The following is a 23,939-nucleotide window of genomic DNA, read 5'->3' as shown; positions in this document are numbered from 1 at the left end:
TTTAAAAAACGATTTTGTATTTCAAAAATCGTTTATTTCTTCGTTATTCTCTTAATTTTATAATAAAGTGTTTTCATATAAGGAATTTCAAACAAATAAGCTGGATGTTCCCAATAAATATACATAATCATTACAAAATAAACAAATACGCCTACAACAACAGATAAAATAAGAGGTAAAAAGACTCTATGAGTAAGTGTAAATAAACCATAATAAATACCTAAAACAATCGCTCCCATAACCAATGAAGCTAATAAAGGAATCACATAAGTTCTTTTTATTTCTTGTTTATAGCCTATTTTTTGACGTAAAGCTTTTTGATTTAAATAACATACTTGAAGCGCATATGTACAGTTACCAAACACTAAAACATAAACCCCTAAAGGTGTAATAAACAATAATAAAGCAATAATGATGATGTGACAGACAAGTGAAAATGCTGCATTTCTTAATGGAACATTCACTTCTCCTAAAGCTTGTAAGATCCCATTTGTAAGTGTTGATAAACCATAAAAGATAATCGCTGGAGATCCTAAAGCAAGCAATAATGTAGCTGTCATAATTGTCGCTTTTTGAGGAAATAAAACACCCATGATTGGATAAGATAATACTGCCATTCCTACTGCCGCTGGAATTAAAATCAACATTGTTACTGACAAACCAGATGTAATATGTGTTTTTGCTTCTTTAACATTTCCAAGTGCCCAAGCAGATGAAATAGAAGGAATAGAAGCTGTAGACATCGCTGAAGCTAGAGCAACTGGCACATTTTGTAAAACAATATATTTTCCTGCATAAACGCCATAATTTGAAATATAAGTAATTTTATCAATATGATGAAATGATTGAGCAAAATAGAAAATATACATATCAATCGTAGTGACTAAATTATATACACAAGTTGCTAGAATGATGGGTGCAATAATATGCATGATCATTCTAAAAATTTCTTGATACGAATCTACTCGTTCACTCGCTTCTTCATCTTTTTCTTCTACAAAAGTATTTTTCTTTTTTAAATACATAAAAATCATGTAGATCAAACCAACTAAAACACCAGCCCCTGTTCCAAGTGCAGAACCAGCAGCACCATATGATCCTACTTTTGTTGCATCTACACCAAGATATGGTTGAATAAAAATATAGGCAGCTAGCAATGCAACAACTGCATTAAAGATTTGTTCAATGATTTGTGAAACAGATGTATAAATCGTTGTCTTATGTGCTTGAAAATATCCTCTAAATACTCCTAATAAGCCCGATAAAAAAATTGTTGGACATAGGACCCTTAGTGCAGGAACAGCATTAACATCCACAATGAATGGTGCCAAGATAAATAATAAAATTGCTGCACTTCCAGCAATGGCACAAACATAGATAAATACACATTTTAATATTCTTTTAACATTTTTATATTCTTTTAAAGCAATCTTCTCTGATATTAATTTAGAAATAGCTGTAGGAATACTATACGATGAAATAAGTAAAACTAACGCATAAATATTATAAGCTGTTGAATAATACCCATTTCCTTCGTCTAAAATCATCGCAGTTAAAGGACTACGATATAAAAGCCCAATGATTCTAACTAAAATTCCTGCAAGTGCTAAAATTGATGCTTGTTTAACAATTGAATTAGAACGACTCATAACGACCTCACTTTCCAAAATTCATTATAACAAATATTACCATAAAACAAAATAAGCAATCTTATGATTGCTTATCTTTTATTCATCAATACCTGTAATGATCCATTTGTCATTTTTCTTTTCTAAAGTAAATGTTGCTGTTAATTTTTCAGTAGGTGCGCTTTTATATGTATCTGTCATGCTTTGATAAAGAATAGGAGCAATACCATCATATACTTTAATTTGATATGCTGATAAACCTTCTTCTTTATAGACTTTAGCAAGTTCATCTTGATGTTCTTCTACATATTGTTGTGCAGTTGTGTTTAATTCACTTTGATCAAAAGATACTTGTGAGTAATCTTTTTGTTTTCCTGTCACTTTAACTGTTGTTTTATCCCCATCTGCTTTGATATCTTTAATTTTGATATCTGTAAATAAATCTTGAAAAATAGCTTTTTTGAATTTATTTGTTTCATCAACAAAAACTTTACCATATTCTTCTTCAGTATATTGGCTTAATTCTTTTTCCATTTTTTCAAGATCCATTTCTGATAAAACATCTTCACTCGCTACCTTTTTAAGTTTTGTAATGTCGCATTCCTTTACATAATCAAAAAAGTTTGTTACAACTTCTTTTTGTTCATCTGTTGATGAAGAAGCACCGCATCCAGCAACAAATACAAGTGCAAATACGCACATTAACTTCATTAACTTTTTCATACTATTCTTATCCCTCCATAAGATAATTATATCATAAAAAAAGAATGAGGACATCCCCATTCTTATAATTCTTCTCCGTTTGTTTCAATAACATGTTTATACCAATCAAATGATTTCTTTTTACTTCTAGAAAAATCACCTTCATGATTATTATTATAGTTAACATAGATAAATCCATAACGTTTATCATATTCACCAGTTGAAGCTGAAACGATATCAATTGGAGACCACATTGTATATCCAAGTAAATCAACACCATCATATTCAACAGCATCTTTCATTGCTTGGATATGTTCTTTTAAGTAATCGATACGGTATTGATCATCAACTGTACCATCTGCTTCTTTTTTATCGTAAGCACCAAATCCATTTTCAACAATCATCATTGGAAGTTCAAAACGGTCATTGAACCAGTTTAGACACCAACGTAATCCAAGTGGGTCAATTTGCCATCCCCAATCTGATGCTTTTAAGTATGTATTTCTTACGAAATCTTCAGGTACATAATCAAATGTTTTTTCATTACGTCCTTGATATTTTGTCGCAAATGACATGTAATATGAGAATCCAATATAATCCACTTTACCTTCAGCTAAGATTTTCTTATCTTCTTCAGTAATGAAATCATATCCTTTTCTTTCAAATTTCTTTAAGATATGACGAGGATAATGACCTCTAGCATGTACTTCTACGTACCAATATTTTTGATGCATTGCACCTAAAGCATTCATCACATCTTCTGGTTTTGGTGAAGCTGGATATACACCATTCATACCAATCATACATCCTACTTGTAAATCAGGATTGATTTCATGTGCAGCTTTTACAGCTAACGCTGAAGCTACTAATTCATGATGTGCTGATAAATACATTAAGTATTCTGCATCGTCACCTTCTTGAAGTAAAACAGCACCTTCTTGAATTAAGTTATGTTGTGTCACATCAGCTTGGTTATTGATTTCATTGAAAGTCATCCAATATTTAACTTTATGTTGATATCTTTCAAAACATACTTTTGCAAATTTAACGAACATATCGATGGCTTGACGATTTCTAAATCCACCATATTCTTTAGCTAATGCCCAAGGTAATTCAAAGTGTGATAATGTAATAACTGGTTCAATACCATATTTATGACATTCATCAAATAAATCATCATAGAATTTTAAACCTTCTTCATTTGGTTCTTTTTCATCTCCTCTAGGGAAAATACGAGTCCATGCAATAGAAGTTCTAAATGCTTTAAATCCCATTTCTGCAAACAAAGCAACATCTTCTTTATAATGATGATAAAAATCAACACCTACATGGTTAGGATAATCTTCACCTTCAATAACACCATCTGTTAAACGTCTTGGTGCACCTGTAACGTTATCTCCTGCTGTTTCTACATCACTACAGCTAATTCCTTTTCCGCCTTCTTGCCAGGCACCTTCACATTGATGGGCAGCAACTGCTCCACCCCATAAAAAGTCTTCTCTAAATCCCATTCTATTTCCTCCTTAAAATACACATTTATCATACCATTTTTTAGTACCATTTGCATTAGTATAATAAAAATTGGTAAAGAAATCTTTACCAATTAGACATATCTGCATATTTGCTCAACACTTTCTCCTTGATTAAATCTTTTACATAATTCATGTGTACATTTATGATATTTATCAAATGTATGCTGACAATTTTTAACATGACTATAAACTTTCCAATAACCAACACTTAAATATTCTTTCCCTTCAATAAAACCTAAAACATCTGTCATAGGATATCCTAAAAACAAACCGATTTCATGAGGAAAATCATAATCATTGAGGCGTTTTTGTAAATCTAGGATAAGAGTATCTAAAGATGTACAATTATAATTATATTTTTTAAAGATATTTTGGATTTGTTTACATGCACATAATTTATTTAACTTTTCTTTTTGATAAACATAAATCATAGAACGCCCTTTTATTTTAAGTACTTTTAAATAAATATCTTTTTTATTTAAAAGTTCATTATAATATTGGATACATTCTTCTAAATCATCAAGATCATTTAAATTATAAATACATGCAACTTTAAGTTTTGTAAGTGTTGGTGAAGCATAAAAGATTAATCTTCTTTCAAATTCGTGAGCAGACAATGGCATAATTAAGCAATCACTTTTTTGATAGCTTCGATATCTTCGTCACTACCATCATTTTCTACTTTATATAAGCATGGTACATTATATTGTTCAGCAATGACATCTCCTGCTTTACAATAAGCTTCTCCATATCCAGTATCACCACTTACAACAACACCTTTTAGATGTTCACTTTGACTTTGTAAGAATTCATCTACTTCGTAAGGAACATCTCCGAAACCATCAGTATAAGTAAATAAGATATAATCTTCTTCTACGGTTTCACTTCCATCTTCAATTTTTAAAGCATCTTCAATTCCTAATTTAGAAATAATACTTTCAACATTTCCTGTTCTTGATGCATATACGACTTTCATTTTTTTCCTCCTTTAGTTAACTAAAACTAACTCACGATATTATGTTAGCATAAGCTAACTTAACTGTCAAATATTTTCATTTATAGTTTATCTTATCTAATAAAATATATACAAAAAGCTATAAAGAATTTCTTGATTGACAAGATTAGATTCTTTATAGCTCATCTTTTAATTCATTAAATTTAAAACATCTTCTTCACTATTAATATTAAAAAGATATTTAATGTAAGTTCATTCAATTTTTCTAGCGATGTTTCTGTGAGTTGTTTTTCTAAAGGACTTGATAAAGTTCCTAGTTTCACTTTAAGCAGTTCTTTTAAAGTACTTTGTTTTTCTTCTTGTCTACCTTTTTCAATTCCAATACTTTCTCCCTCGTTTCTCATTCTTTGAAATAATTGATCCATTGCTACACACATATTGATTTCATCTCCTCCTAGTAAGTCTTCTTCTTTAATGTCTGTATGCGTAAAGATGGCTGCCATCTTAAAACTCTCTGCACAGATCATTCGATTTTTTCTTAATCCTTCATAGTCTCCTTTAAGCATACTTTGACTGATCTCTACTACTTCTTTTAATCGCTGACTTTTAAGTATTCTAGTATCTCTTTTTTTATATTGATGTAAGGAATTTTCTTGATTTAATTGTATTATATGTTTAATGATAATTTGTCTCATATTTGTTTCATTTCTATTATTATTTTATCTTTTTTTCCTTCTTTCAATGGACGGATAGTCCAATAAAAAAAGATGCTTACATTTAATTGTAAGCCTCTTGATTTTCATCTTCACCTAAATAATCTCTATAATCTATACTAAAGAAACGATGATGATTCATTTTCCATAAATTTGGATTAAAATCATCTAATTGATGATTAATAATAATTTCATTAATAAGTACAGACAATCCTAAAACATCTACTAATAAATCTGGTTGGTTTAATATTTGAATCGTATTAGCAACAAATATTTGAATCAAATCTGTTGGTTCATCTTGATCAAAGAATAAATCAACAGCTTCGTTTATTGCATCAATATCACATTTTTTTATAGTTCCTACTGTTTCTACAAATATTTTATTTAACTCATAAGCAGCATCTTTATATGTGTCTAATTCCACAGAAATCATTTCTTCATTTAATTGTGGATTAAGCCTTATAAACTCTTGAATATATTCTTCTTTGTATTCATTAATTGTATTAAAGATCGTATTCGTATATGCCGCTAAAGCGGGTGCATCAAGTCCTATATGATGAACAAGTTGATCAAAAATATAATCAATTCTTTCAACATCATTATTTGAAATACGATCATGATACATAATTTCTGTAAATTCATCTGTTAAGTTTTGGATACGTTCTCTATTATTTGCATACGTACTGATTTCGTTTAATACTTTTTGATTGATATTATTCATTTCATAACTGATAGCTGATTTTTCAACATCATCCATCATTGTTTCAACTTCACTTTTTTCAAATAAATCATTAATATTAATTTTAAATTGTTTCATGATTATCCCCTTTCAGTTATTCTTATTTAATCATATATTTAAAATAATGTGAATATTATCCGTATACTATTATATAACATTATTTCTCGATAATCATTAGCTAAATAATCCAAAAAAAGGGGATGTTACGAAATAATTTAAAATCATAACATCCTTTTTTGTTATAATTTCTAACTAGAAATAGGATATTGATATTTTACCAATGATATTTATTTCCTACTAATTAATTTCTCAACGATAACGTTTGAGGAATTATTGTAATTAGAAACAATTGCTTCTTATAGTAGAATAATTTTATTATATTTTTATTCTACAAAAGAAAAGGCTGTATGAAATTAATTGTTTAATTTCGTAACAGCCCCTTTAATATCTATTATAATTTTAAGCCAACTTCTAAACCTTCTTTAGTTGCTGGAATAGCGCCATCTGCTTGTTTAGCACCACCAATAACATAGACTTCCTTACAATATTTTTTAGCAATTTCTTCTAATGGATTATATGATTTATAACCAAAAGCAGAGATAACTTGTACAGCTGGAATCGAAACTGTATTTCCACTTGCATCTTCTCCAATAACAGCAGTTTCTGTAATTTCTTTAACTTTAAATTGTGTTTTTACTTTAATACCTGCTTTTTGGATCATTTCTAATAGACATACTTTTGTCATGATCATCATATCATTTAAAATATCAGGTTGCATTTCTAACAATGTCACATCATGATTTTTTTCAGCTAGATAGTGAGCAGTTTCACCACCAACTTCTCCTCCACCACAAACAACAATAGGACCGTTAGAAATATCATATTTACCAAGTAGCATATCTTCTGCAGTAAATACATTTTTACCATCAATACCTTTAATTGGTGGAACCATTGGTTTAGCCCCTGTTGCAAGAATAATAGCATCTGGTTTAATTTCTTGAATCATTTCTTCACTTACTTCACTATTTAAATGTACAGGAACATTAAGAGCTTCTAAATTAGCACGATAAGAAGAAGTTGTAGTAGATAATTCACCTTTTCCAATTGGATATGCAGCTGATCTAAATTGACCACCTAAATGACTACTTGCTTCATATAAAGAAACATCATGACCTTTAATGGCTGCTGTTCGAGCAGCTACTAAACCTGCTGGTCCTCCACCAATGACCATTACTTTTTTAGGTTGAGTCGTTTTTGTTAAATCTGTTTCATATTCACGCCCTACTCTTGGATTAACTAAACAAGTGACACATCCTCCTGTTAATAATGGACCTTCACATCCTTGAAGGCATCCAATACAATAATTAATTTGATCAAATTTTCCTTCTTTAGCTTTTACTGGTAAATAAGGATCTGCTAAAGAACCTCTAGCCATTCCTACAAAATCACATTTATCCATTTCTAGTAAAATATCAGCCATTCCCGGTTCATTAATACGATTAGCTAAAATAACAGGAATTTTAATGACCTTTTTAACATTAGCAGCAGCTTCCATATTTAATGCATGTTTAGTAAACATTGGTGCAATAATTTGATCAATTGGTGCTGCAGCATAAACTCCATTTGAAACATGAATTGCATCAAAACCAACTTCTTCTAAATGTCTTGCAAGTTGATATGTTTCAGCTTCTGTACGTCCTCCTTGAACATATTCATTAGCTGAAATACGTACTTGAATTGGAAAATCTCCTACTTCTTTTCTCATAGCAGCAATAATTTCATCAACAATTCTTACTCTATTATCAAAACATCCACCATATTGATCTACTCTTTTATTGACATAAGATGATAAAAATTCAGCTAATAAATAACCATGAGCACAATGTAATTCAATTCCATCAAAACCAGATTCTTTACATCTTCTTGCTGCTTGACCAAAATCTTCAACAAGTGTATGAATTTCTTCAACAGTCATTTCTCTTGCTAAATCCATACAAATAGGATCTTTTGTTCCTGAAGGTGCTAATGGTTGAACATTACCATTAACCGCATGTGAACTTTGTCTTCCTGGATGATACATTTGACAGAAGATCTTAGAACCATGTTCATGTACACGACGTGTTAATTCTTTATTTAAAGCAACATGTTCATCTTTATAAAATCCTGGAATATATTGATATCCCTTTCCATGAGGTGTAACACTATAATCTTCAGTAATAATCATTCCCCATCCACCTTTTGCTTTTTCTTCGATATAGGCCATATATCTATCTGTTAAAAAGCCATCTTCATCACAATAATTTGTAACCATTGCTGGTACGACCAATCTATTTGGGATCGTACAATTTCCTACTTTCATAGGTGTAAATAATTTTGTTATCATTCCTTTTTCCTCCTTGTAACCACTTATAGTATACGCCTTGAAAGCATTACAAGGTCAAGTACTTGTGAAATAATACACAAATAAGTAAAATAGCTTAAAAAACACAAAAAAACATTGAAATGATTTCAATGTTTTAAAGCAATTGGTATCTGTATTTCCATAATCCTTTGAAAATTTTCTCCTTCATAACCCCTACCTACAATAATTCCTCTAGGAGTTCCTACTATTTGATATTCATCTTTGATTTCATTTAATATATTTTCTAATTGATTTCTATTAAAACAACCTATTTCACCCATATCAATCATTGTACATAGACATAATTGCTTCTTTAAATACTTTTCATCTTTAAAAGAAAGCTGAAGGGATTCTATGTATCTCTCTTCCATTCCATACCACCAAGTTTCTTTCTCTTTTTCAAATAAGACCATAGATTCCACATAAACCATTCTTTCCTTGGAAAAAAGCAAATTTCTATTTTCAATAGATATTTGTAATTTATCATAGTCATCACCTTTTCCATTAGTTAGAAACACAAGTTGATATGCAGGAATATTTTTGACCCAATACTTTCCTAAATTAAATTTACATGTTTCGATTCTTTCTGCTAATTCTTTAACACGTTCTTTCAATAATATTTTTTTAATAATATCTTGATCTATTTCTTGATAATATTGATACAAATGTTGTGCATAGTTTTCTAAATAATGTTCATTTAATAATTCAGAGATATCTTTGATTCCAAAATGAATTGATTGATAGCGAATAATTTCCATTAATAAAAAAACATCCATGACTGAATATGTACGATAATTATTATCTTCTTTCCTTGATGGTTTTAAAATACCTTGTTTTTCATAATAACGAATCATTTCTTTTGAAATATTCAATATTTTAGATACTTCACCTATTTTATATTCCATACGCAATTCCTCTTTCCATTTATATTATTGTATCATAAAAAAATATTCAATAAGCAATAATTGCTTATTGAATAATCTATTGTTTTAAAAATGGCGGTACTAATGAGATTCGAACTCATGATCTTACGTTCCGGAGACGTACGCTTTATCCAGCTAAGCTATAGCACCAGCAAATATATTCTATCATATTAGAGATAAATAATGTATCAAATATAGTATTTTAAATCAATATTTGTTAGAATGTCATCCATGGGGTGAGGTTATGAAAAAAGGAATTATTATTACATTATTAGGTGGTACATTTTGGGGTATTTCAGGAACCATGGGACAGTTTCTATTTCAAACTTATCATTTAAATACAATGTGGCTTACAACATTGCGTATGATCTTTGCAGGAATCATTCTATTAAGTGTTTGTTTTATCAAAGATACAAAAAAGACATTAAGTATTTGGAATAATAAAAATGATGTCTTTCAACTTATTTTGTTTGCACTATTAGGATTAATGTTTTGTCAATATTCCTATATGACAGCAATCTATTATTCAAACAGTTCAACCGCAGCTATACTACAATACTTGAATCCAATCTTTATTATGTTCTATACATGTCTTGTTTGTAAAAGACTTCCTTATAAAAAAGAACTTCTTTGTGTTATTTTAGCTTTTGGTGGAACCTTCATCCTAGCAACACATGGAAATATTCATGAAATGATCTTATCTTTTGAAGGATTGTTTTGGGGAGTGATGGCAGGATTAGCTGCTTCGTTTTATTCATTGCTTCCTCGACATATCATGAATAAATACGGCAGTTTGATTCCTACAGGATATGCCATGATTATAGGTGGCGTCATATTAGGAATAATTGGACGTGTTTGGAATATCTCTGTTTCTTTAGATATCTATGGCTATTTAGCAATGGCAGGAATTATTGTTATCGGAACTGTTTTAGCTTTTTCAATGTATCTTATAGGAGTCAATCTTATTGGACCTATGAGAGCTTCATTAATTGCTGCAGTTGAACCATTAAGTGCAACGATTTGCATGTGTTTATGGTTACATTCTCCTTTTACATTAATGGATGTATTAGGTTTTATTATGGTTATGTCAACAATCTTCATATTATCTTATAAAAAGAAAGCATCATAAAAATGACATAAAGTATTTAACTTTATGCCATTTTTTATGATTTAAAATATTTTTCTATTTCTAAAACTTCATCTTCAGAAACTTTTAACAATTCAACCGCTTTTGAAAATGAAATACTTAAGCTATTCATCAAATCTGTAATCAGTTCAATATTTTTCTTTTTTGTCCTTGTACTAATCCTTTTTCTATATTTTCTCTCGCTATCATTTCTCCTAAATTACACATCTTTTCAACCTCCTTCTCTATTTCTTCAAATCCATATTCTTTCATGATCTCTTTCTTTTTCAAAAGATCATATGTATTATTTAAAAAGATGACTAACGGTGTCTTGATCCAATCACTACCCTCATACTTCTCTTTGATATCATAATCTTTATTTAAGTATACCATAATCTGTTCGCTTTTATCATAACTTTCTAACCTTTCAATAGTACTTCCACTGATATTTTCTAATTTAGAACTTATTCGATTGACATGTCCATCTCCTTTTTTAGCTGCCTGTGGCAGTATCCATATCACATAGGCTTTTTTCATCCCATCATAATTTCGATAATCCTAGTCTTTACCATTTTGACTGGTAATTATTCTTGAAAGATAATCATTTCCTCTTGTAAGCAAAGCATAGCCAGGATTCTCTACATTTTGTATTTCTACATCTAGTTAGATTCTTTTCATTGTTCCATCAACTTGTGACAGATTGATATAACAGAAATAATCAAATTCTACTTTTCAATGATGAGGTATATCAATAACATTATTGAGTTGTTGAAAATAATAATTTCCTTCCTGATCTTTCTTTCCTTTAATAATTTCAATGATTTCTTCTAAAGAGACATCCTTAGCTTCTTTAACAAAGCCTTTGGTGATTCTTCCTAAAGTTTCTGGATGTCCTAATATTCTTTTACAGAGTTTATCGAGCATGATAATATGATCATTTGATGTAATTTCTAGTACTTGGTCCATTTAATTTATCCCTCCTATTATTATATAGACAATTTTTTGACGTTTTTCTTTAAAAAAAGAAAAACTTTCAAAGCTTTTACTTTGAAAGTTAAATCAAATCTAAATCTTTTAAAATATGAAGTCCTTCTTGAATAGCACCATTTCCACCTGTTTTAGTAAGTGTATAGGTTGCTGCTTCTTTAGCCTCCTTACATCCATTAGCTGGTGTAAAACTATAAGGGAATCCTTTTAACATACATACATCATTTAAACCATCTCCAAAAGTTGCTACTTCATCAAGAGTCAATCCTTTTAATTTTAAAACTTCTCTTAACATAATTCCTTTATCATAATCATCACAAGTAATTTCAATATTATCTTCATATGATGAAGAAATGTTTAAATGAGGTATACAATCTAAACGTTCTCTTACGCCCTTTGCTTCTTCAGGATTTAAATGTCTAGCATCTACTTTTAAAGGAAGTGCTCCTTGTTGATAAATTTCATCAATTGAAGAAACCGACGTACAATCATTTAAATATCCCCATCTTCTAAAGAATGTCGTATTTGGAAGGTCTTCTAAAGTAATGCCCTCACGACCTTTCATTAATAATTTAACATGTAAGTCCCAATAACTTTCAAAATCTGTTAAAATATATTTTCCTTTTGTTGTATGAATAGAAATATGATAATTATGTTTTTGTAAAATAGGAATCATCTTTCTAAAAGCATCTTCATCCATTGGATGCACAATATTTTTAGTTCCTTCAATATTTCGATATTGTGTCCCATTATTAATAATCAAATCTCCATCTACATGAGACTTTTCAATCATATCAAGCATCATATTCATATCTCTACCTGAAGCAAACATAAATTCAATGCCCTTTTTTTTATAAAAATCAATCTCTTTAATATCATCATCATAAAAATGATTATCTCTATCAATACTTGTTCCATCAACATCTAATACAACTAATTTAATCATTCTAATTCCCTCTATTTTCCAAATCTATCTTTTAATTTATCAAACAAACTTTGTGAAATACCAAATTTTTTACACATTTCTTTAACATATTGATCAACTTCTTCATTAGACATATTCTTAAGTCTTTCTTCATCAATACCTAAGTTTTCCATTGTTGATTTCATTTGATCATACATTCCTGTATCACCATTTTGATAATTACTCATCATTTCATCGACCCAACGCTTTGCTCCTTCTAATTGTTGGTTTTCTTGACTATCTTGTTGATCAAAGAAACTTTGTGCTTCATTTAAAGCATCAATTTCATCACTATCCAATCCTAAACTTTCAAAGAAATCTAAACAATAACGACATAAAGAACGACATTCATCTTGATAATCTAAATCTTTAAGTTCTTTTGCCATTTCTAATTCATGTTCAATATCTTTAATTTGTTGGAAGTGTTGTTCGTTAAGTTCTAAATCTTCATAAACATCTTCTTTTAAATCATTTAAAACAATTGGTACAAAGTATTCTACTTTTTCATAAGCTGACATTTCATAATGAACAGGCATTTCTAAAATTTCACTTAAACATTCAATAAATCCTTTTAAATTTAAATATTTATTTTTAAAAACAAAAGTATTTGCTTTTGTTTTGATTTTCGCATAAAAATCAAAACCTTCTTCTTTTTTTACTAGTACTAATTCTTCTATATCTTCATATAAAAAGGAATGAGGCTCTTTAAAACAAAAATAAACACCTTGATCTGTAAAAATCATTCCTTGACTTCCATCATCGCTGGCATCAACAAATCCAAGTACTTGATAATCTGTGGTACTTCCATATAAATAAAGTGCTTGAGAGATTTGTGACGGTATATTTTGTTGATTGTAAAATGTTGCTTCATTTACAATATTTTCATCTAAGTTTTCTAATATGATTTCTTTTTCCATTTTTATCACCTTCTAATACTTTACTATAAATTTGAATGAATGCAAAGAAAAAATCCTTAATTGCTTAAGGATTTTGAATACATTTTCTTACTTGTAAAAAATGCGACAACTAAAATAACAAAAGTGATATCAAAAGGACTGTTATAAAATAAGATTGAAATCAATAATGATATAACAATACTTACTATTTCAATGATAAAAGGTTGAAATGAAACTTGATATCGTTTAATCAATTGTCTTTGATTTAAAAGCTGCTTAACACTTATAACAAGCATAATGACTGCTACTAATAAATCAATATAATAATTAATTAAATAATGATTTCCTACCAATTCTTTAACAAAAAGAAGCACAATATATATACACATGGTAAGTAATATTCCAGACATTTCATATTTATTAGAATCTCTTTGTTTTAATTGATTGATTTTTTCTTTGTAATTTATTTTTCTATCTATTTGATCAACAAATGCTTGACTTCCTTTAGTCATCACTTGTTGAACTGTTTTTCCTTGATCTTGAAAAGATTTCATTTGATCAAGAATTTCAGAAAGTAAAATATTTGTCTTTAAAACATCTTTTCGTTTTTTAAACAAGCATTTTTCAATTTCTTGATAACATTTAAAATAATCATCATTTAAACTTTTTACTTTAACACTATTTTCAAAATATAAATCATACTTCTTTTCTTTCATCTTAATCTACCTTTAACGAATGACTATTTACTTCGCTAATATGACTATTAAAGAACTCTGTCATGACTTGAATCATATAATAAGTATCTTTAATACCAGCAGTTTCATATGTAGAGTGCATTGCAAGTTGTGGTAAACCGATATCTACACTATTCATAGAAACTTGTGCCATTGCGATATTTCCTAAAGTACTTCCTCCCGCTTCATCTGAACGATTTGCGAAGAATTGTACAGGTACATTGGCTTTTTTACATAAATCTTTAAATACTGCAACACTTACCGCATCGCTTGTATATTTTTGACCTGCGTGAGATTTTACAACAATTCCTTCATTCATATAAACACAGTTTGTTGCGTCTGTTTTTTGTGGATGATGTGGATGAACTGCATGTGCATTATCAGCAGATAACATAAAACTTGAAGCAATTGCACAATAGAAATCTTCTTCTGTTTTTCCAAGTGCACTGTTAGCACGTTTTAAAACATCATATAAAAGTGTTGAAGCAGCTCCTTGTTTTGTTCCTGAACCAACTTCTTCGTTATCAAAGCAAGCTAATACATCAATTGATTGATCATTTCCACCAGCTAAGAATCCTTTTAATGAAGTAAAAGCACATTGTAAATCATCTAAATGTTGGCTTGAAATAAATTCATCGTTAGCTCCCCAGATAGATGGCGCTGTACGATTATATAGATATAAATCACTACCATAAATATCTTCTACTTGAACTCCTGCTTCTTTAGCAACGAGTTTCATAAAGTCACCTGGTTTACAATCAGCCCCGCCAAATAAAGGAAGCATATCAATTTGTTTATTATATGCATAACCATCATTGACCGCTCTGTTCATATGAATAGCCATATTTGGAATTAAAACTAAATCACGATCAATATTAATTAATTGTGTTTTTAATTCATTTCCATCTTTAACTAATAAACGTCCAGCTACAGATAATGGTTTATCAAACCAAGTTGAACAAATCATTCCTCCATAACCTTCTGTATTTAATTGTGTGTATTTACCCTTTACTTCTAATTCAGCATTTTCTTTTAATTTGAAAGTTGGGCAATCACTATGTGAAGCAGCAACATTAAAACTATAATTTTCTAAATTGCTTCCGACCTTTAAAGCAATAATACTTGAATTATTACGAGTAACATAATATTTTCCACCTGGAGCCATTTTCCAAGGTTTTCCCTCTAATAATTCAACAAATCCATCTTTGTTTAATTCTTTTTTAATGTTTTCAACAGCATGGAATGCTGTAGGACTTTTTTGTAAAAAATCTAATAATTCTTCTGAAATTCCCCTATACATTTTCTAACACCTCTTCTATATTTTATCACAATTATTCTGTAATAGCGTTGGCTTTTTCTCTTTTAGCAATTGCTGGTAAAATTAAACCTAATGCTGTTAATACAATTGGCGTAATAATATTTAAAGCTAAAGTAAATAAATCAGTTGAGTATACACCCATGATACAGCATGCTGCTGTAACAAAGAAACACCAACCACCAAAGAATAAAGCAACTGGTTGACTCTTAACAAAGCGATAATCAGCTGGGATCTTATCATAGGCTTTTCTTAAACCAATATAAGCTAAGAATACCCAAACATAACGCATTGGCATACATACTGAATTTAATTTATTTAATTGGGCTAATACTCCAGCAGCCCCTTGTCCACCAATGATTTGAATTAAAATAATACTTCCAGATAAAGCCACAACCATTTTAATTCCATTAACATAAGCACCATATTTGTTTTGTTTTAATAATTTAGATGGAATGAATTGTCTTGCATCTTCATTATCTAATAACATTCTAAGTGGTGCATCAATACTTAATACTAATGTTGAGAATTGCCCAATCATATTACATAATGCATAAATAATTAGTAATGCATCTCCCATATGATAGTATTGACCTAATTTTTGGAATGACCAGTAAGCACCATTTGATACATATGAATTGAATGATTCTGGTGTTGCATTGATTACAGTTGGATCAAACATCATACCCATAGCAAATGTACCTAAAATAGCACATACCATAACCATGATTGCAAGTGCAATCATCCCTTTTGGGAATCCTTTTGAAGGATTTTCTACTTTATTTACATAAGGTGAAATCTTTTCACACCCACCAACTGCAAATACCAAAATAGAAAGTGATGTAAAATAATTGACATTAAATTGTGGAACAATTTTGTCAAAACTAAAATCTAATGATAAATATCCCCCATTTGGATTAATTGCTGGTGCAGCAAACATCATTAAGATATATAAGATTGACATAACGAACATACTTGTTCCTGCAACTGTTGCTAATTGTTTAAGTGGGTTTAACCCTCTACTAGCAAACCAACAGAAAAATAAGAATACTGCAAGTGTAGCAAGTTGCACATATAATGTTGGAAGTGAATCATAAACTTCAGCATTTCTAAAAATTGCCCAGCTTAATGCTTTTAAACCTCCACTACCTTTACTTGCAATATAAGTAACGTGACATGCCCAATATGTCCATCCAGCATAGTATGCAAGTTTAGGACCAAATGTTTCATGTACCCAAGAACTTACTCCTCCACCAGAATTTTTAAACGCAGACCCTAGTTCTCCCACCATTAAAGCGTAAGGAACAAAATAAAGTGCGAACATTAATACCCAACTAAAAACTACTTGGATACCATTGAAGTAGATAAAGCCATTTAAAACGTTTCCAAATCCCCAAACAGTAGAAAACGCCATGAAAGCTAAACCATACCACTTGATTTTTTTTGAATCTTCCATGATTTTACCTCCGTATTTTTTGAATAACTTAGGTCGTTTATTCTTAAATAAAATACAAACATTGTACTTCACAATACACAATTATATCGTATTATGTCGATAAATGCTATATATTTTATTTCATTGTGCTCTTTTTTAGACATTTATCCGTAAAATGTCTAAAAAAGCATACATTTATCCCAAAATATAATATTCTATTTTTATCATCAATAAACTTTTATTATTATTCACTTCTATTTAACACCAAATATTTACCTTTTAAACACCTATTTATTTCATCAAATACATGCCCGCTTTGTTAATATAAATCAAAAGAGGTGACAAATATGGAAAATACATTATATTTTAAAGACATGATTCATTGTGATCAAAATAACTATCCTAAAAAAATCTACAAAGTAGAATATTCTAAAATGTTGATAGAAATTTTAGATAGTGATCACATTCAGGGTAGACCCTTCTATTTTAGCAGTCCTCATTCTAGAGACAATTTCATCAAACAAATTAAAGATCATATTTTAAGAATCAATCATGAAGAATTAGAAGATATCCAACTTTATTGGAAAAAAAGCAGATCTTACTAAAAAGAGCATCTGCTCTTTTTAGTATTTTATAATTCCATGGATATCTTAACGATCTTATTAAAATAAGTATCAAATGAATCATCTTTTTTTAATAAATGATCTTTTATTTTACCATCTTCAATATAATACATTTGAGATGAATAAGCTGCATCTAAAGGGTCATGCGTAACCATAATAACTGTAATATTCTTTTCTCTATTGACCTTTTCCAAATATTGCATCAACTGTTTAGAACGTACACCATCTAAATTACCTGTAGGTTCATCAGCAAAAATAATCTTTGGATGCATCACAAGTGTTCTTGCCACGGCCACTCTTTGACTCTGTCCTCCAGAACATTCAAATGGATATTTATCTAAAAGATCATCGATTTCTAAATCTTTGATTATTTGTTTAAAATCTTCTTCATCTATTATTTTACCTGCAAGTTTTAAAGGTAAAATAATATTTTCTTTAACCGTTAAAGTATCTAATAAATTAAAGTTTTGAAAAATAAAACCAATATTTTCTTTTCGAAAATGAGCTCTTTCAGTTTCAGACATTTCATAAATATTTTTACCATAAATAAAAAGTTTACCTTTTGTTAAATCATCAATTGTTGATAAAATATTTAACAATGTTGTTTTCCCTGAACCGCTTTTCCCCATGATCGCAATAAATTCTCCTTCTTTAACATCTAAAGAAACTTGATCTAATGCTAATTTAGGATTTAAACTTAAAGGATTATAGATTTTTGTAAGTGATTCTATTTTTATAATTGTTTCCATATGACTACACTTCTCCCTTCTTTATATCGAGCAATTAAATACATCATCAACATTGGGATGATATAAACAAAACAGATAAATAATGCATTTGTTGATAAAACACCTTTAATAATCAATGAAATTGTCAATGTTAAAATATACAAACTAACACAAATAAAAAGTGTTATATAAAAGAGTGAAATTTCTTTTTGTGAATACTTTTTAATTGTTTGCATGTCATATCCTAAGGTATATAACTTCTTATAAGTGTGTTTATTTTCTAAACGTTTGATATTCAATCTTTGATAAATAATATAATTTAAAATCATACTTGTAAAAATATACATGAATAGAAATTCTATAAAGAAACCTGCTTGATCAAGATAAATATAAATCATTAAAGGCATCATGAGATTGATCAAGATACTTAATAAAATCAACATACCCATTTGATTAATAATAAAGATATAGTTTTTTAACATGACCAATGTTTCTCCTTTAACATCTTTTCTTAAAAGTATGACTTGAATCATTCTAGGTAATGTATATTTAATAATTCCATTGATTCCAAAAGTACAAAGTGAAAGTGGAACGATTAGATTTATCTTTAAAGTAGAGGTTAAGATAATATATAAACCATATAAAAGTAAAGCAACATACAAAAATTCTTTAAACAAACTTTTTGTTTTTATTTTATAAGAAATCGTTTCATCTCCCTTTATTAAATGAGTTGTCGGTGTTTGGATAATATATCTAAACTCTACAAAAACAATAACTAAAATCGTTAAAAAGAAAAAAGCAAGTGTATCTAAATAACTTTTTTCAAAGAAAACAAAAACCATTTTTTCTTGTAAATAAAATGAAATAAATTTAAATAAGAGTGGTGTAACAAGCATACTTAATAATGTAAATAGAATAAAAGAAATACTTAAAATTATAGTGATTTGTATCATAAAAAATAAAACAATTTCTTTGGTCGTATATCCAAAAATCTTTAATAGACCTAATATCTTAGAATGGATCTTATTATAATAATTCGTAGAATAAACAACCACATAGATACAAATCAACATAAAAATTAAAATCACTGTCAATCTAAAAAGTTCCATAAAAAAGGCTGCTAAATCATCTGTCTTTAAAGGTGGATTAAGCGTCGTATTATAAAACATACTTAAAATCAAACTCAGTAATAACATTGCTCCTGTTATCACTCCAATCATACTGATATTCTTTTTGATTTCTTTAAAAAAGTATTTAAGTGTAAAATCAAACATATTTTTATCTCCTTTCCTTGATTTTCTTCTCTTTACACCTTCAAGATAAACTATAGAGTCCCTCTATACTCAAGTGTTTATTATAAAAAAAGCTGAGATTTTTCTCAGCTTAACTGTTTTATTGTTCTTTTCTTTTAATAAACCATAATAATATAATTCCTACTAATAAACTAATTGCGAATCCAATCGCCATCAATTGATAATTAAAATAAGCATATACTGATTGATCAATAATCTTTGTAACAGGATTCATACTTGCTATTAGCCAACTGAATACACATCCTATTAGTACAACAAATACTGGAACTTTTTTCATAGTAATCACTCCTCACTTGTTTTTAACATATTTCCTTCATTGTTTATTTTCATTAAAATGATAAATGTAACACATGGTACAAAAAGAATAATTAAATTCACAATCATCAAAACACTTAACGCTCTTTCTATAATTATACTTGCCAATGTATGGTATTGTAAGTAGAAAATACCCATTACTGAAACTTGTGCTAAAACAATAGATAGTAAACAGTAATTAATCCTTTCTTTTAAAATAAGTTTTAAACATTGTTTTTTATTGAATCCATTAACAAGCAACAATGCGTATTGATAACGCCTTGTGACAACATCAAATATTCCTATGATAAAACATGAAAGTACAAAGAGTATAAATATGATTTTTGAAAAATTGTAAATCATTTCAAAGCCAAATGATGTTGTTTGACTTAAAATCGTAGAAGATACTGGGTTGTAGACTTTAATTTGTTGATCGTGTTTTTTAATAAAATCTGTTACTGCCTGTATGTTCTTATAAGAATTTATTTTTAAGATATAGACATTTGATTGATACGAGGCATCAGGTATACATTGATTGATGATTTTTTGATAGAGATTTTGTGAAATATAAATAATATTTTCAGTTGATTTCGTATAGCGATTACCAATATCCTTATCAACAGTATCTACATTTGAAAGTTCAAAAGGAATTTCAACAAATTCAAATTCATTGTTTTTTAGCACCTGCATGGTTCCAGTCAAATGAATATGACCTTTTATTTTTTGATAAAGTGAATAAGAAATATAAATCTTGTCTGTATTTATTTTTTGTTTATCAATTGAAAATACAGGGTTGCTGTTTTTTTTGACTGTTTTCATTTTCTTATAATAGGGTTGTATGACCACTGTTTCTTTAAAAGATGAATCATTGACTGTCATATGAGCCGCATTCCATTCAAAAAAGGGAGAAATATTTTGAATCATATTATTTTGTGATAAATCTTGTACAAGTGTTCTAGAAACAGGCGTTCCAGCCATATCATAAGCATTTCCACCATCCTTATAAGAAATCCTTAATTCATTATCGATTGCTTTATTAATCATTCTTTCTGTTTCTTTTTGATAATAGGCTTGAAAACACATCATATATGCCATAATGATCATCAAAAAGGAAATGATGATATTTCTTTTATAATGTATTTTATTTGATTTTTGTGCATGTAAATAATAATTAAGCGGGAATGTTTGAATTGTTTTTCTTGCAATTAAATTCTTATTTTCTTTAATGATATTTTTCTTTAATAGAATTTGTCGACTTTCAATATGATAGTGTTTATCTGCAATCTCTAACATATCTAAATCATGAGAAGCAATGACAACTGTCTTATGATATTTATAGCATAAGTCATAAATGATTTTTCTCATACGTCTTCTGTTTTCATCATCTAAATACGCTGTCGGTTCATCCAAAAAAATGATTTCAGGTTCTTTCATCATACAGCATAAAATCAATAGCCTTTGTTTTTGCCCTCCTGATAAAACTTTTACTTCTCCATTTAAATCAATATTTAAATCAAGTTCATCTAACAAATTCATCATTTTATCTTTCTTAAATTCAACCTGACCAAGTTGACTAAAGAATTCAATATTTTGAATGACTGATAGATCGTTAAAAAGTCGACAGTCTTGAAAAACAATAGCAATTTTTCTTCTAAAAGATTCTTCATCTAAATCAGACATTTTTTCATTTTTATAAATATATTCTTTATTTGCATAATCTGTAAGTCGTGCAAGTTCAAATAATAGAGTTGATTTCCCCGAGCCACTCTCTCCTGTAATCAATGTAATTTTCCCTGAATCAATTTTAATTTCTTGATCAGTAAATAGATTTTTATCTTTAAAAGATAAATTGATATGTTTCATTTCAATCATAGTTTCACCTTCTTAACAAAATACTTACTGTAGAATAAATACAAGATGTAAATGATGATAGAAACAGCTATTTGAATACTAAAGAAAAGTAATAAGCTGATGATTAAACTTTGATCATTGACTGCAAAAAATCCCATCTTTCTTGCGACAAAGAAGCCCGGTATACCGAATATTATTGTCAATAATAATTGAACAAAGCCATTTTCATTAATCAATGAATGAACATCCTTATCATTTAGTCCATAAAGTTTTAATAGTTTTACTTCATTTTTACGATCATCAAGTGCATTGATTTGTACCATTGCATAAAGTACAATGGCGACAAGAACCACCATAATCATGTAGATATATCTTCCTTTTCTTTCTTCTTTATAGACATCCGTTGTATCAATGACTGAATTATATTGATCATATGTTACAAGATTTTTAGAAATCTTTGTTATTTCTTTCTCTACTGTTTTTAAATTACTTATACGATCTACTTCTATAACATAGTTTTTACTATGATAAGGTGTAATTGTTGCATTTAATTCTTTAGCGTCTAATAAACTATCTGGTGTCTGATTATTGTATTGATTCAATAAACTATAAAATGATTTTTCTGGCATTAAAATAGTATATCCTGCACTCAAAAACTCATTATAGTAATCATCGACAGAAATGATATGGTCTACTTCTAAATCAAGTTTTACTTTTTTAGTAAGGACTTGCGACATCTCTGCCTTTAGCCCTGATTCATTCATTTCTCCTTGATAACTGTATTGTTGGACAGGTATATAGACCTCTACAGAAATCTTAAAATTCTTTTCATTCTTATCTATTCCTAGCTTATTAGCCAATGACTGACTGATAGCATTTCCTTTAAGCTTTTTACCATTTGATTTGATATTTTGAAAAGAATAATAAGGAGCTACCAGTGGACTGCCACTTTTAAAATAATCAAAATTTACTTTATCCTCCTCACAATAGACACTTGTCGTTGTAACATTTTGCATCTGATTGATCGTATCAAAAACATCGAAAGGATAAACACCTTTAACATGTTTGATTGCTTTCATTTGTGCGAGTTCATCATCACTAATATCAAGATTATCTTCTTGATTAGCTATATAATAACCATCATTTCCTAAAAAAGCATCATTCACTTTTCCTGTATAGACTTCTGCTTTATTGGCTCTTTCTATACCGTTTGCAAGCTGATTTTCCTGTAAAATACTGTCACTTATATTGGTAGAAATAGAAACTGTCATAATAAATCCCAGTAACATCACCAATATAAATTGAAACCATTGTCTTTGATTTTTATAGAAAAAATACTTTTTTATTCTTTGATGTTTTGTATTTTCTATTTTTAAATCCTGTTGAACTTCTTTTATTTCCTGATGACAGTAAAGCTGCTTATTTTCTATTTCATAAACAATATCCAAATGTTCAATCAAAAAATCATCATGTGTCGTAATAATAATATATTTATTGTCTTTTTTTAGCTTTTGTAAAATATTTAAAATAATTTCTTTATTTTCTTGATCTAAAGATGCTGTTGGTTCATCAATGATAATGATGAAAGCATCTTTAAACATTGCAAGTGCTATTAAAAATCTTTTTCTTTGCCCTATAGATAAAGACGAAGGATAATTTTTTAAATCAATGGTATCTAGTCCTACTAAATGCAAGGTTTCTAACATTTTGTTTTGATTAAAATTTTGTTTTTTTAATTGACTGATAAATTCAAAATGTTCAATTATTTTCATATTTTCAAAGAATGTTCCAAATTGATCAATATAACTGACACAATGCAATAAGTAATCTTCCTTATTTTTCTCAGTGATTACTTGCTTATCAATAGAAAGTATTTGATTCTTGTATTGATAAATCAATGCTTTTAAAAACGTCGTCTTTCCACAACCACTTTTTCCTATAATTCCTGTTATTTTCCCTGGACATGTTTTAAAATTAGCATTTTTAAAAATCACTTGTTGCTTAAATTGAATATCTAAATGTTTTATTTCAATCATAAGTCTCACCTCTTTTCTAATTTCATTCTAACAAGCTTTAAAAA

23 protein-coding genes and 1 tRNA gene are annotated in these 23,939 nt (G+C 28.7%); 2 read left to right on the top strand and 22 right to left on the bottom strand.

Annotated features, from left to right (window positions below):
• Positions 1 to 32: 32 nt before the first annotated feature.
• The 10 genes from HUU89_RS05750 to HUU89_RS05705 all read right to left on the bottom strand — a co-directional run bounded on the left by HUU89_RS05750 (position 33) and on the right by HUU89_RS05705 (position 9,743).
• On the bottom strand, positions 33 to 1,649 hold the full coding sequence (locus HUU89_RS05750; protein WP_175301225.1) for a polysaccharide biosynthesis protein: 1,617 nt from the start codon (positions 1,647 to 1,649) through the stop codon (positions 33 to 35).
• A 78-nt stretch (positions 1,650 to 1,727) separates the two neighbouring features.
• Entirely contained in the window at positions 1,728 to 2,351 is a 624-nt protein-coding gene (locus HUU89_RS05745) for a DUF4878 domain-containing protein (protein WP_175301224.1), read from the bottom strand.
• Positions 2,352 to 2,413: 62 nt separating this feature from the next.
• Positions 2,414 to 3,841, bottom strand: coding sequence for a 6-phospho-beta-glucosidase (locus HUU89_RS05740; RefSeq protein ID WP_032091431.1), 1,428 nt, complete (start codon positions 3,839 to 3,841; stop codon positions 2,414 to 2,416).
• Positions 3,842 to 3,933: 92 nt separating this feature from the next.
• A complete protein-coding gene (locus tag HUU89_RS05735) occupies positions 3,934 to 4,485 on the bottom strand; it encodes a DUF3793 family protein (protein WP_032091432.1) in 552 nt (183 codons plus the stop codon).
• A 2-nt stretch (positions 4,486 to 4,487) separates the two neighbouring features.
• Entirely contained in the window at positions 4,488 to 4,838 is a 351-nt protein-coding gene (nrdI, locus tag HUU89_RS05730; RefSeq protein WP_032091433.1) for a class Ib ribonucleoside-diphosphate reductase assembly flavoprotein NrdI, read from the bottom strand.
• A gap of 182 nt (positions 4,839 to 5,020) precedes the next feature.
• Positions 5,021 to 5,512: a hypothetical protein gene (locus HUU89_RS05725; RefSeq protein ID WP_175301223.1), complete on the bottom strand. Its 492-nt coding sequence runs from the start codon at positions 5,510 to 5,512 to the stop codon at positions 5,021 to 5,023.
• An 82-nt stretch (positions 5,513 to 5,594) separates the two neighbouring features.
• Positions 5,595 to 6,347 carry a hypothetical protein gene (locus HUU89_RS05720; protein WP_175301222.1) on the bottom strand — a complete coding sequence of 251 codons (753 nt, stop codon included), beginning with the start codon at positions 6,345 to 6,347 and terminating at the stop codon, positions 5,595 to 5,597.
• A 373-nt stretch (positions 6,348 to 6,720) separates the two neighbouring features.
• The gene (locus tag HUU89_RS05715; RefSeq protein ID WP_175301221.1) at positions 6,721 to 8,652 is read right to left on the bottom strand and encodes an FAD-dependent oxidoreductase; all 1,932 of its coding nucleotides are present in this window, start codon (positions 8,650 to 8,652) and stop codon (positions 6,721 to 6,723) included.
• A 125-nt stretch (positions 8,653 to 8,777) separates the two neighbouring features.
• Positions 8,778 to 9,575 carry a MerR family transcriptional regulator gene (locus HUU89_RS05710; RefSeq protein WP_117783268.1) on the bottom strand — a complete coding sequence of 266 codons (798 nt, stop codon included), beginning with the start codon at positions 9,573 to 9,575 and terminating at the stop codon, positions 8,778 to 8,780.
• Between the two features lie 91 nt (positions 9,576 to 9,666).
• Positions 9,667 to 9,743: transfer RNA gene (locus HUU89_RS05705), tRNA-Arg, on the bottom strand.
• Between the two features lie 94 nt (positions 9,744 to 9,837).
• Here HUU89_RS05705 and HUU89_RS05700 point away from each other — a divergent pair.
• A complete protein-coding gene (locus HUU89_RS05700; RefSeq protein WP_175301220.1) occupies positions 9,838 to 10,722 on the top strand; it encodes a DMT family transporter in 885 nt (294 codons plus the stop codon).
• 141 nt (positions 10,723 to 10,863) lie between these two features.
• Here the strand turns inward: HUU89_RS05700 and HUU89_RS05695 are convergent, their stop codons facing one another.
• From HUU89_RS05695 to HUU89_RS05665, 7 genes are all read right to left on the bottom strand, one after another.
• Positions 10,864 to 11,256 carry a hypothetical protein gene (locus tag HUU89_RS05695; protein ID WP_175301219.1) on the bottom strand — a complete coding sequence of 131 codons (393 nt, stop codon included), beginning with the start codon at positions 11,254 to 11,256 and terminating at the stop codon, positions 10,864 to 10,866.
• 195 nt (positions 11,257 to 11,451) lie between these two features.
• The gene (locus HUU89_RS05690; RefSeq protein ID WP_147579880.1) at positions 11,452 to 11,685 is read right to left on the bottom strand and encodes a hypothetical protein; all 234 of its coding nucleotides are present in this window, start codon (positions 11,683 to 11,685) and stop codon (positions 11,452 to 11,454) included.
• Between the two features lie 88 nt (positions 11,686 to 11,773).
• Positions 11,774 to 12,652, bottom strand: a complete 879-nt coding sequence (locus tag HUU89_RS05685; protein ID WP_175301218.1) for an HAD hydrolase family protein — start codon at positions 12,650 to 12,652, stop codon at positions 11,774 to 11,776.
• An 11-nt stretch (positions 12,653 to 12,663) separates the two neighbouring features.
• A complete protein-coding gene (locus tag HUU89_RS05680; RefSeq protein ID WP_175301217.1) occupies positions 12,664 to 13,587 on the bottom strand; it encodes a hypothetical protein in 924 nt (307 codons plus the stop codon).
• Between the two features lie 56 nt (positions 13,588 to 13,643).
• Positions 13,644 to 14,282: a hypothetical protein gene (locus HUU89_RS05675; protein WP_052011132.1), complete on the bottom strand. Its 639-nt coding sequence runs from the start codon at positions 14,280 to 14,282 to the stop codon at positions 13,644 to 13,646.
• A gap of 1 nt (position 14,283) precedes the next feature.
• Positions 14,284 to 15,600, bottom strand: a complete 1,317-nt coding sequence (locus HUU89_RS05670) for a M18 family aminopeptidase (RefSeq protein ID WP_175301216.1) — start codon at positions 15,598 to 15,600, stop codon at positions 14,284 to 14,286.
• 31 nt (positions 15,601 to 15,631) lie between these two features.
• Complete coding sequence (locus HUU89_RS05665; RefSeq protein ID WP_175301215.1) at positions 15,632 to 17,071, bottom strand: APC family permease; 1,440 nt, start codon at positions 17,069 to 17,071, stop codon at positions 15,632 to 15,634.
• A 326-nt stretch (positions 17,072 to 17,397) separates the two neighbouring features.
• Here HUU89_RS05665 and HUU89_RS05660 point away from each other — a divergent pair, with 326 nt between their 5' ends.
• Positions 17,398 to 17,655 (top strand): hypothetical protein, encoded by a 258-nt coding sequence (locus HUU89_RS05660; RefSeq protein WP_032091467.1) that lies wholly within the window; start codon positions 17,398 to 17,400, stop codon positions 17,653 to 17,655.
• Between the two features lie 26 nt (positions 17,656 to 17,681).
• Here HUU89_RS05660 and HUU89_RS05655 read toward each other — a convergent pair whose 3' ends face one another.
• From HUU89_RS05655 to HUU89_RS05635, 5 genes are all read right to left on the bottom strand, one after another.
• The gene (locus HUU89_RS05655; RefSeq protein ID WP_032091468.1) at positions 17,682 to 18,422 is read right to left on the bottom strand and encodes an ABC transporter ATP-binding protein; all 741 of its coding nucleotides are present in this window, start codon (positions 18,420 to 18,422) and stop codon (positions 17,682 to 17,684) included.
• Positions 18,407 to 19,675: an FtsX-like permease family protein gene (locus HUU89_RS05650; protein WP_175301214.1), complete on the bottom strand. Its 1,269-nt coding sequence runs from the start codon at positions 19,673 to 19,675 to the stop codon at positions 18,407 to 18,409. Before HUU89_RS05650 ends, HUU89_RS05655 begins: the two co-directional genes overlap by 16 nt.
• A gap of 118 nt (positions 19,676 to 19,793) precedes the next feature.
• On the bottom strand, positions 19,794 to 19,991 hold the full coding sequence (locus tag HUU89_RS05645) for a hypothetical protein (protein WP_032091470.1): 198 nt from the start codon (positions 19,989 to 19,991) through the stop codon (positions 19,794 to 19,796).
• 5 nt (positions 19,992 to 19,996) lie between these two features.
• Positions 19,997 to 21,880: an ATP-binding cassette domain-containing protein gene (locus tag HUU89_RS05640; protein ID WP_175301213.1), complete on the bottom strand. Its 1,884-nt coding sequence runs from the start codon at positions 21,878 to 21,880 to the stop codon at positions 19,997 to 19,999.
• On the bottom strand, positions 21,877 to 23,895 hold the full coding sequence (locus HUU89_RS05635; RefSeq protein WP_175301212.1) for an ATP-binding cassette domain-containing protein: 2,019 nt from the start codon (positions 23,893 to 23,895) through the stop codon (positions 21,877 to 21,879). Before HUU89_RS05635 ends, HUU89_RS05640 begins: the two co-directional genes overlap by 4 nt.
• Between the last annotated feature and the right edge of the window lie 44 nt (positions 23,896 to 23,939).

Origin of the sequence: Faecalibacillus sp. H12 (assembly GCF_013361255.1) — a bacterium.
GTDB lineage: Bacteria > Bacillota_I > Bacilli_A > Erysipelotrichales > Coprobacillaceae > Faecalibacillus > Faecalibacillus intestinalis.
This window is presented reverse-complemented; position numbering and strand designations above follow the sequence as displayed.

What these genes read in the sequence shown, in the direction of transcription:
- HUU89_RS05635 (WP_175301212.1), bottom strand. Translation starts at nt 23,895, where the DNA reads ATGATTGAAATAAAACATTTAGATATTCAATTTAAGCAACAAGTGATT.
- HUU89_RS05650 (WP_175301214.1), bottom strand. Translation starts at nt 19,675, where the DNA reads ATGTTTGATTTTACACTTAAATACTTTTTTAAAGAAATCAAAAAGAAT.
- HUU89_RS05640 (WP_175301213.1), bottom strand. Translation starts at nt 21,880, where the DNA reads ATGATTGAAATGAAACATATCAATTTATCTTTTAAAGATAAAAATCTA.
- HUU89_RS05745 (WP_175301224.1), bottom strand. Translation starts at nt 2,351, where the DNA reads ATGAAAAAGTTAATGAAGTTAATGTGCGTATTTGCACTTGTATTTGTT.
- HUU89_RS05685 (WP_175301218.1), bottom strand. Translation starts at nt 12,652, where the DNA reads ATGATTAAATTAGTTGTATTAGATGTTGATGGAACAAGTATTGATAGA.
- HUU89_RS05725 (WP_175301223.1), bottom strand. Translation starts at nt 5,512, where the DNA reads ATGAGACAAATTATCATTAAACATATAATACAATTAAATCAAGAAAAT.
- HUU89_RS05680 (WP_175301217.1), bottom strand. Translation starts at nt 13,587, where the DNA reads ATGGAAAAAGAAATCATATTAGAAAACTTAGATGAAAATATTGTAAAT.
- nrdI (WP_032091433.1), bottom strand. Translation starts at nt 4,838, where the DNA reads ATGAAAGTCGTATATGCATCAAGAACAGGAAATGTTGAAAGTATTATT.
- HUU89_RS05700 (WP_175301220.1), top strand. Translation starts at nt 9,838, where the DNA reads ATGAAAAAAGGAATTATTATTACATTATTAGGTGGTACATTTTGGGGT.
- HUU89_RS05695 (WP_175301219.1), bottom strand. Translation starts at nt 11,256, where the DNA reads ATGAAAAAAGCCTATGTGATATGGATACTGCCACAGGCAGCTAAAAAA.
- HUU89_RS05645 (WP_032091470.1), bottom strand. Translation starts at nt 19,991, where the DNA reads ATGAAAAAAGTTCCAGTATTTGTTGTACTAATAGGATGTGTATTCAGT.
- HUU89_RS05740 (WP_032091431.1), bottom strand. Translation starts at nt 3,841, where the DNA reads ATGGGATTTAGAGAAGACTTTTTATGGGGTGGAGCAGTTGCTGCCCAT.
- HUU89_RS05675 (WP_052011132.1), bottom strand. Translation starts at nt 14,282, where the DNA reads ATGAAAGAAAAGAAGTATGATTTATATTTTGAAAATAGTGTTAAAGTA.
- HUU89_RS05665 (WP_175301215.1), bottom strand. Translation starts at nt 17,071, where the DNA reads ATGGAAGATTCAAAAAAAATCAAGTGGTATGGTTTAGCTTTCATGGCG.
- HUU89_RS05720 (WP_175301222.1), bottom strand. Translation starts at nt 6,347, where the DNA reads ATGAAACAATTTAAAATTAATATTAATGATTTATTTGAAAAAAGTGAA.
- HUU89_RS05690 (WP_147579880.1), bottom strand. Translation starts at nt 11,685, where the DNA reads ATGGACCAAGTACTAGAAATTACATCAAATGATCATATTATCATGCTC.
- HUU89_RS05670 (WP_175301216.1), bottom strand. Translation starts at nt 15,600, where the DNA reads ATGTATAGGGGAATTTCAGAAGAATTATTAGATTTTTTACAAAAAAGT.
- HUU89_RS05750 (WP_175301225.1), bottom strand. Translation starts at nt 1,649, where the DNA reads ATGAGTCGTTCTAATTCAATTGTTAAACAAGCATCAATTTTAGCACTT.
- HUU89_RS05735 (WP_032091432.1), bottom strand. Translation starts at nt 4,485, where the DNA reads ATGCCATTGTCTGCTCACGAATTTGAAAGAAGATTAATCTTTTATGCT.
- HUU89_RS05660 (WP_032091467.1), top strand. Translation starts at nt 17,398, where the DNA reads ATGGAAAATACATTATATTTTAAAGACATGATTCATTGTGATCAAAAT.
- HUU89_RS05710 (WP_117783268.1), bottom strand. Translation starts at nt 9,575, where the DNA reads ATGGAATATAAAATAGGTGAAGTATCTAAAATATTGAATATTTCAAAA.
- HUU89_RS05715 (WP_175301221.1), bottom strand. Translation starts at nt 8,652, where the DNA reads ATGATAACAAAATTATTTACACCTATGAAAGTAGGAAATTGTACGATC.
- HUU89_RS05655 (WP_032091468.1), bottom strand. Translation starts at nt 18,422, where the DNA reads ATGGAAACAATTATAAAAATAGAATCACTTACAAAAATCTATAATCCT.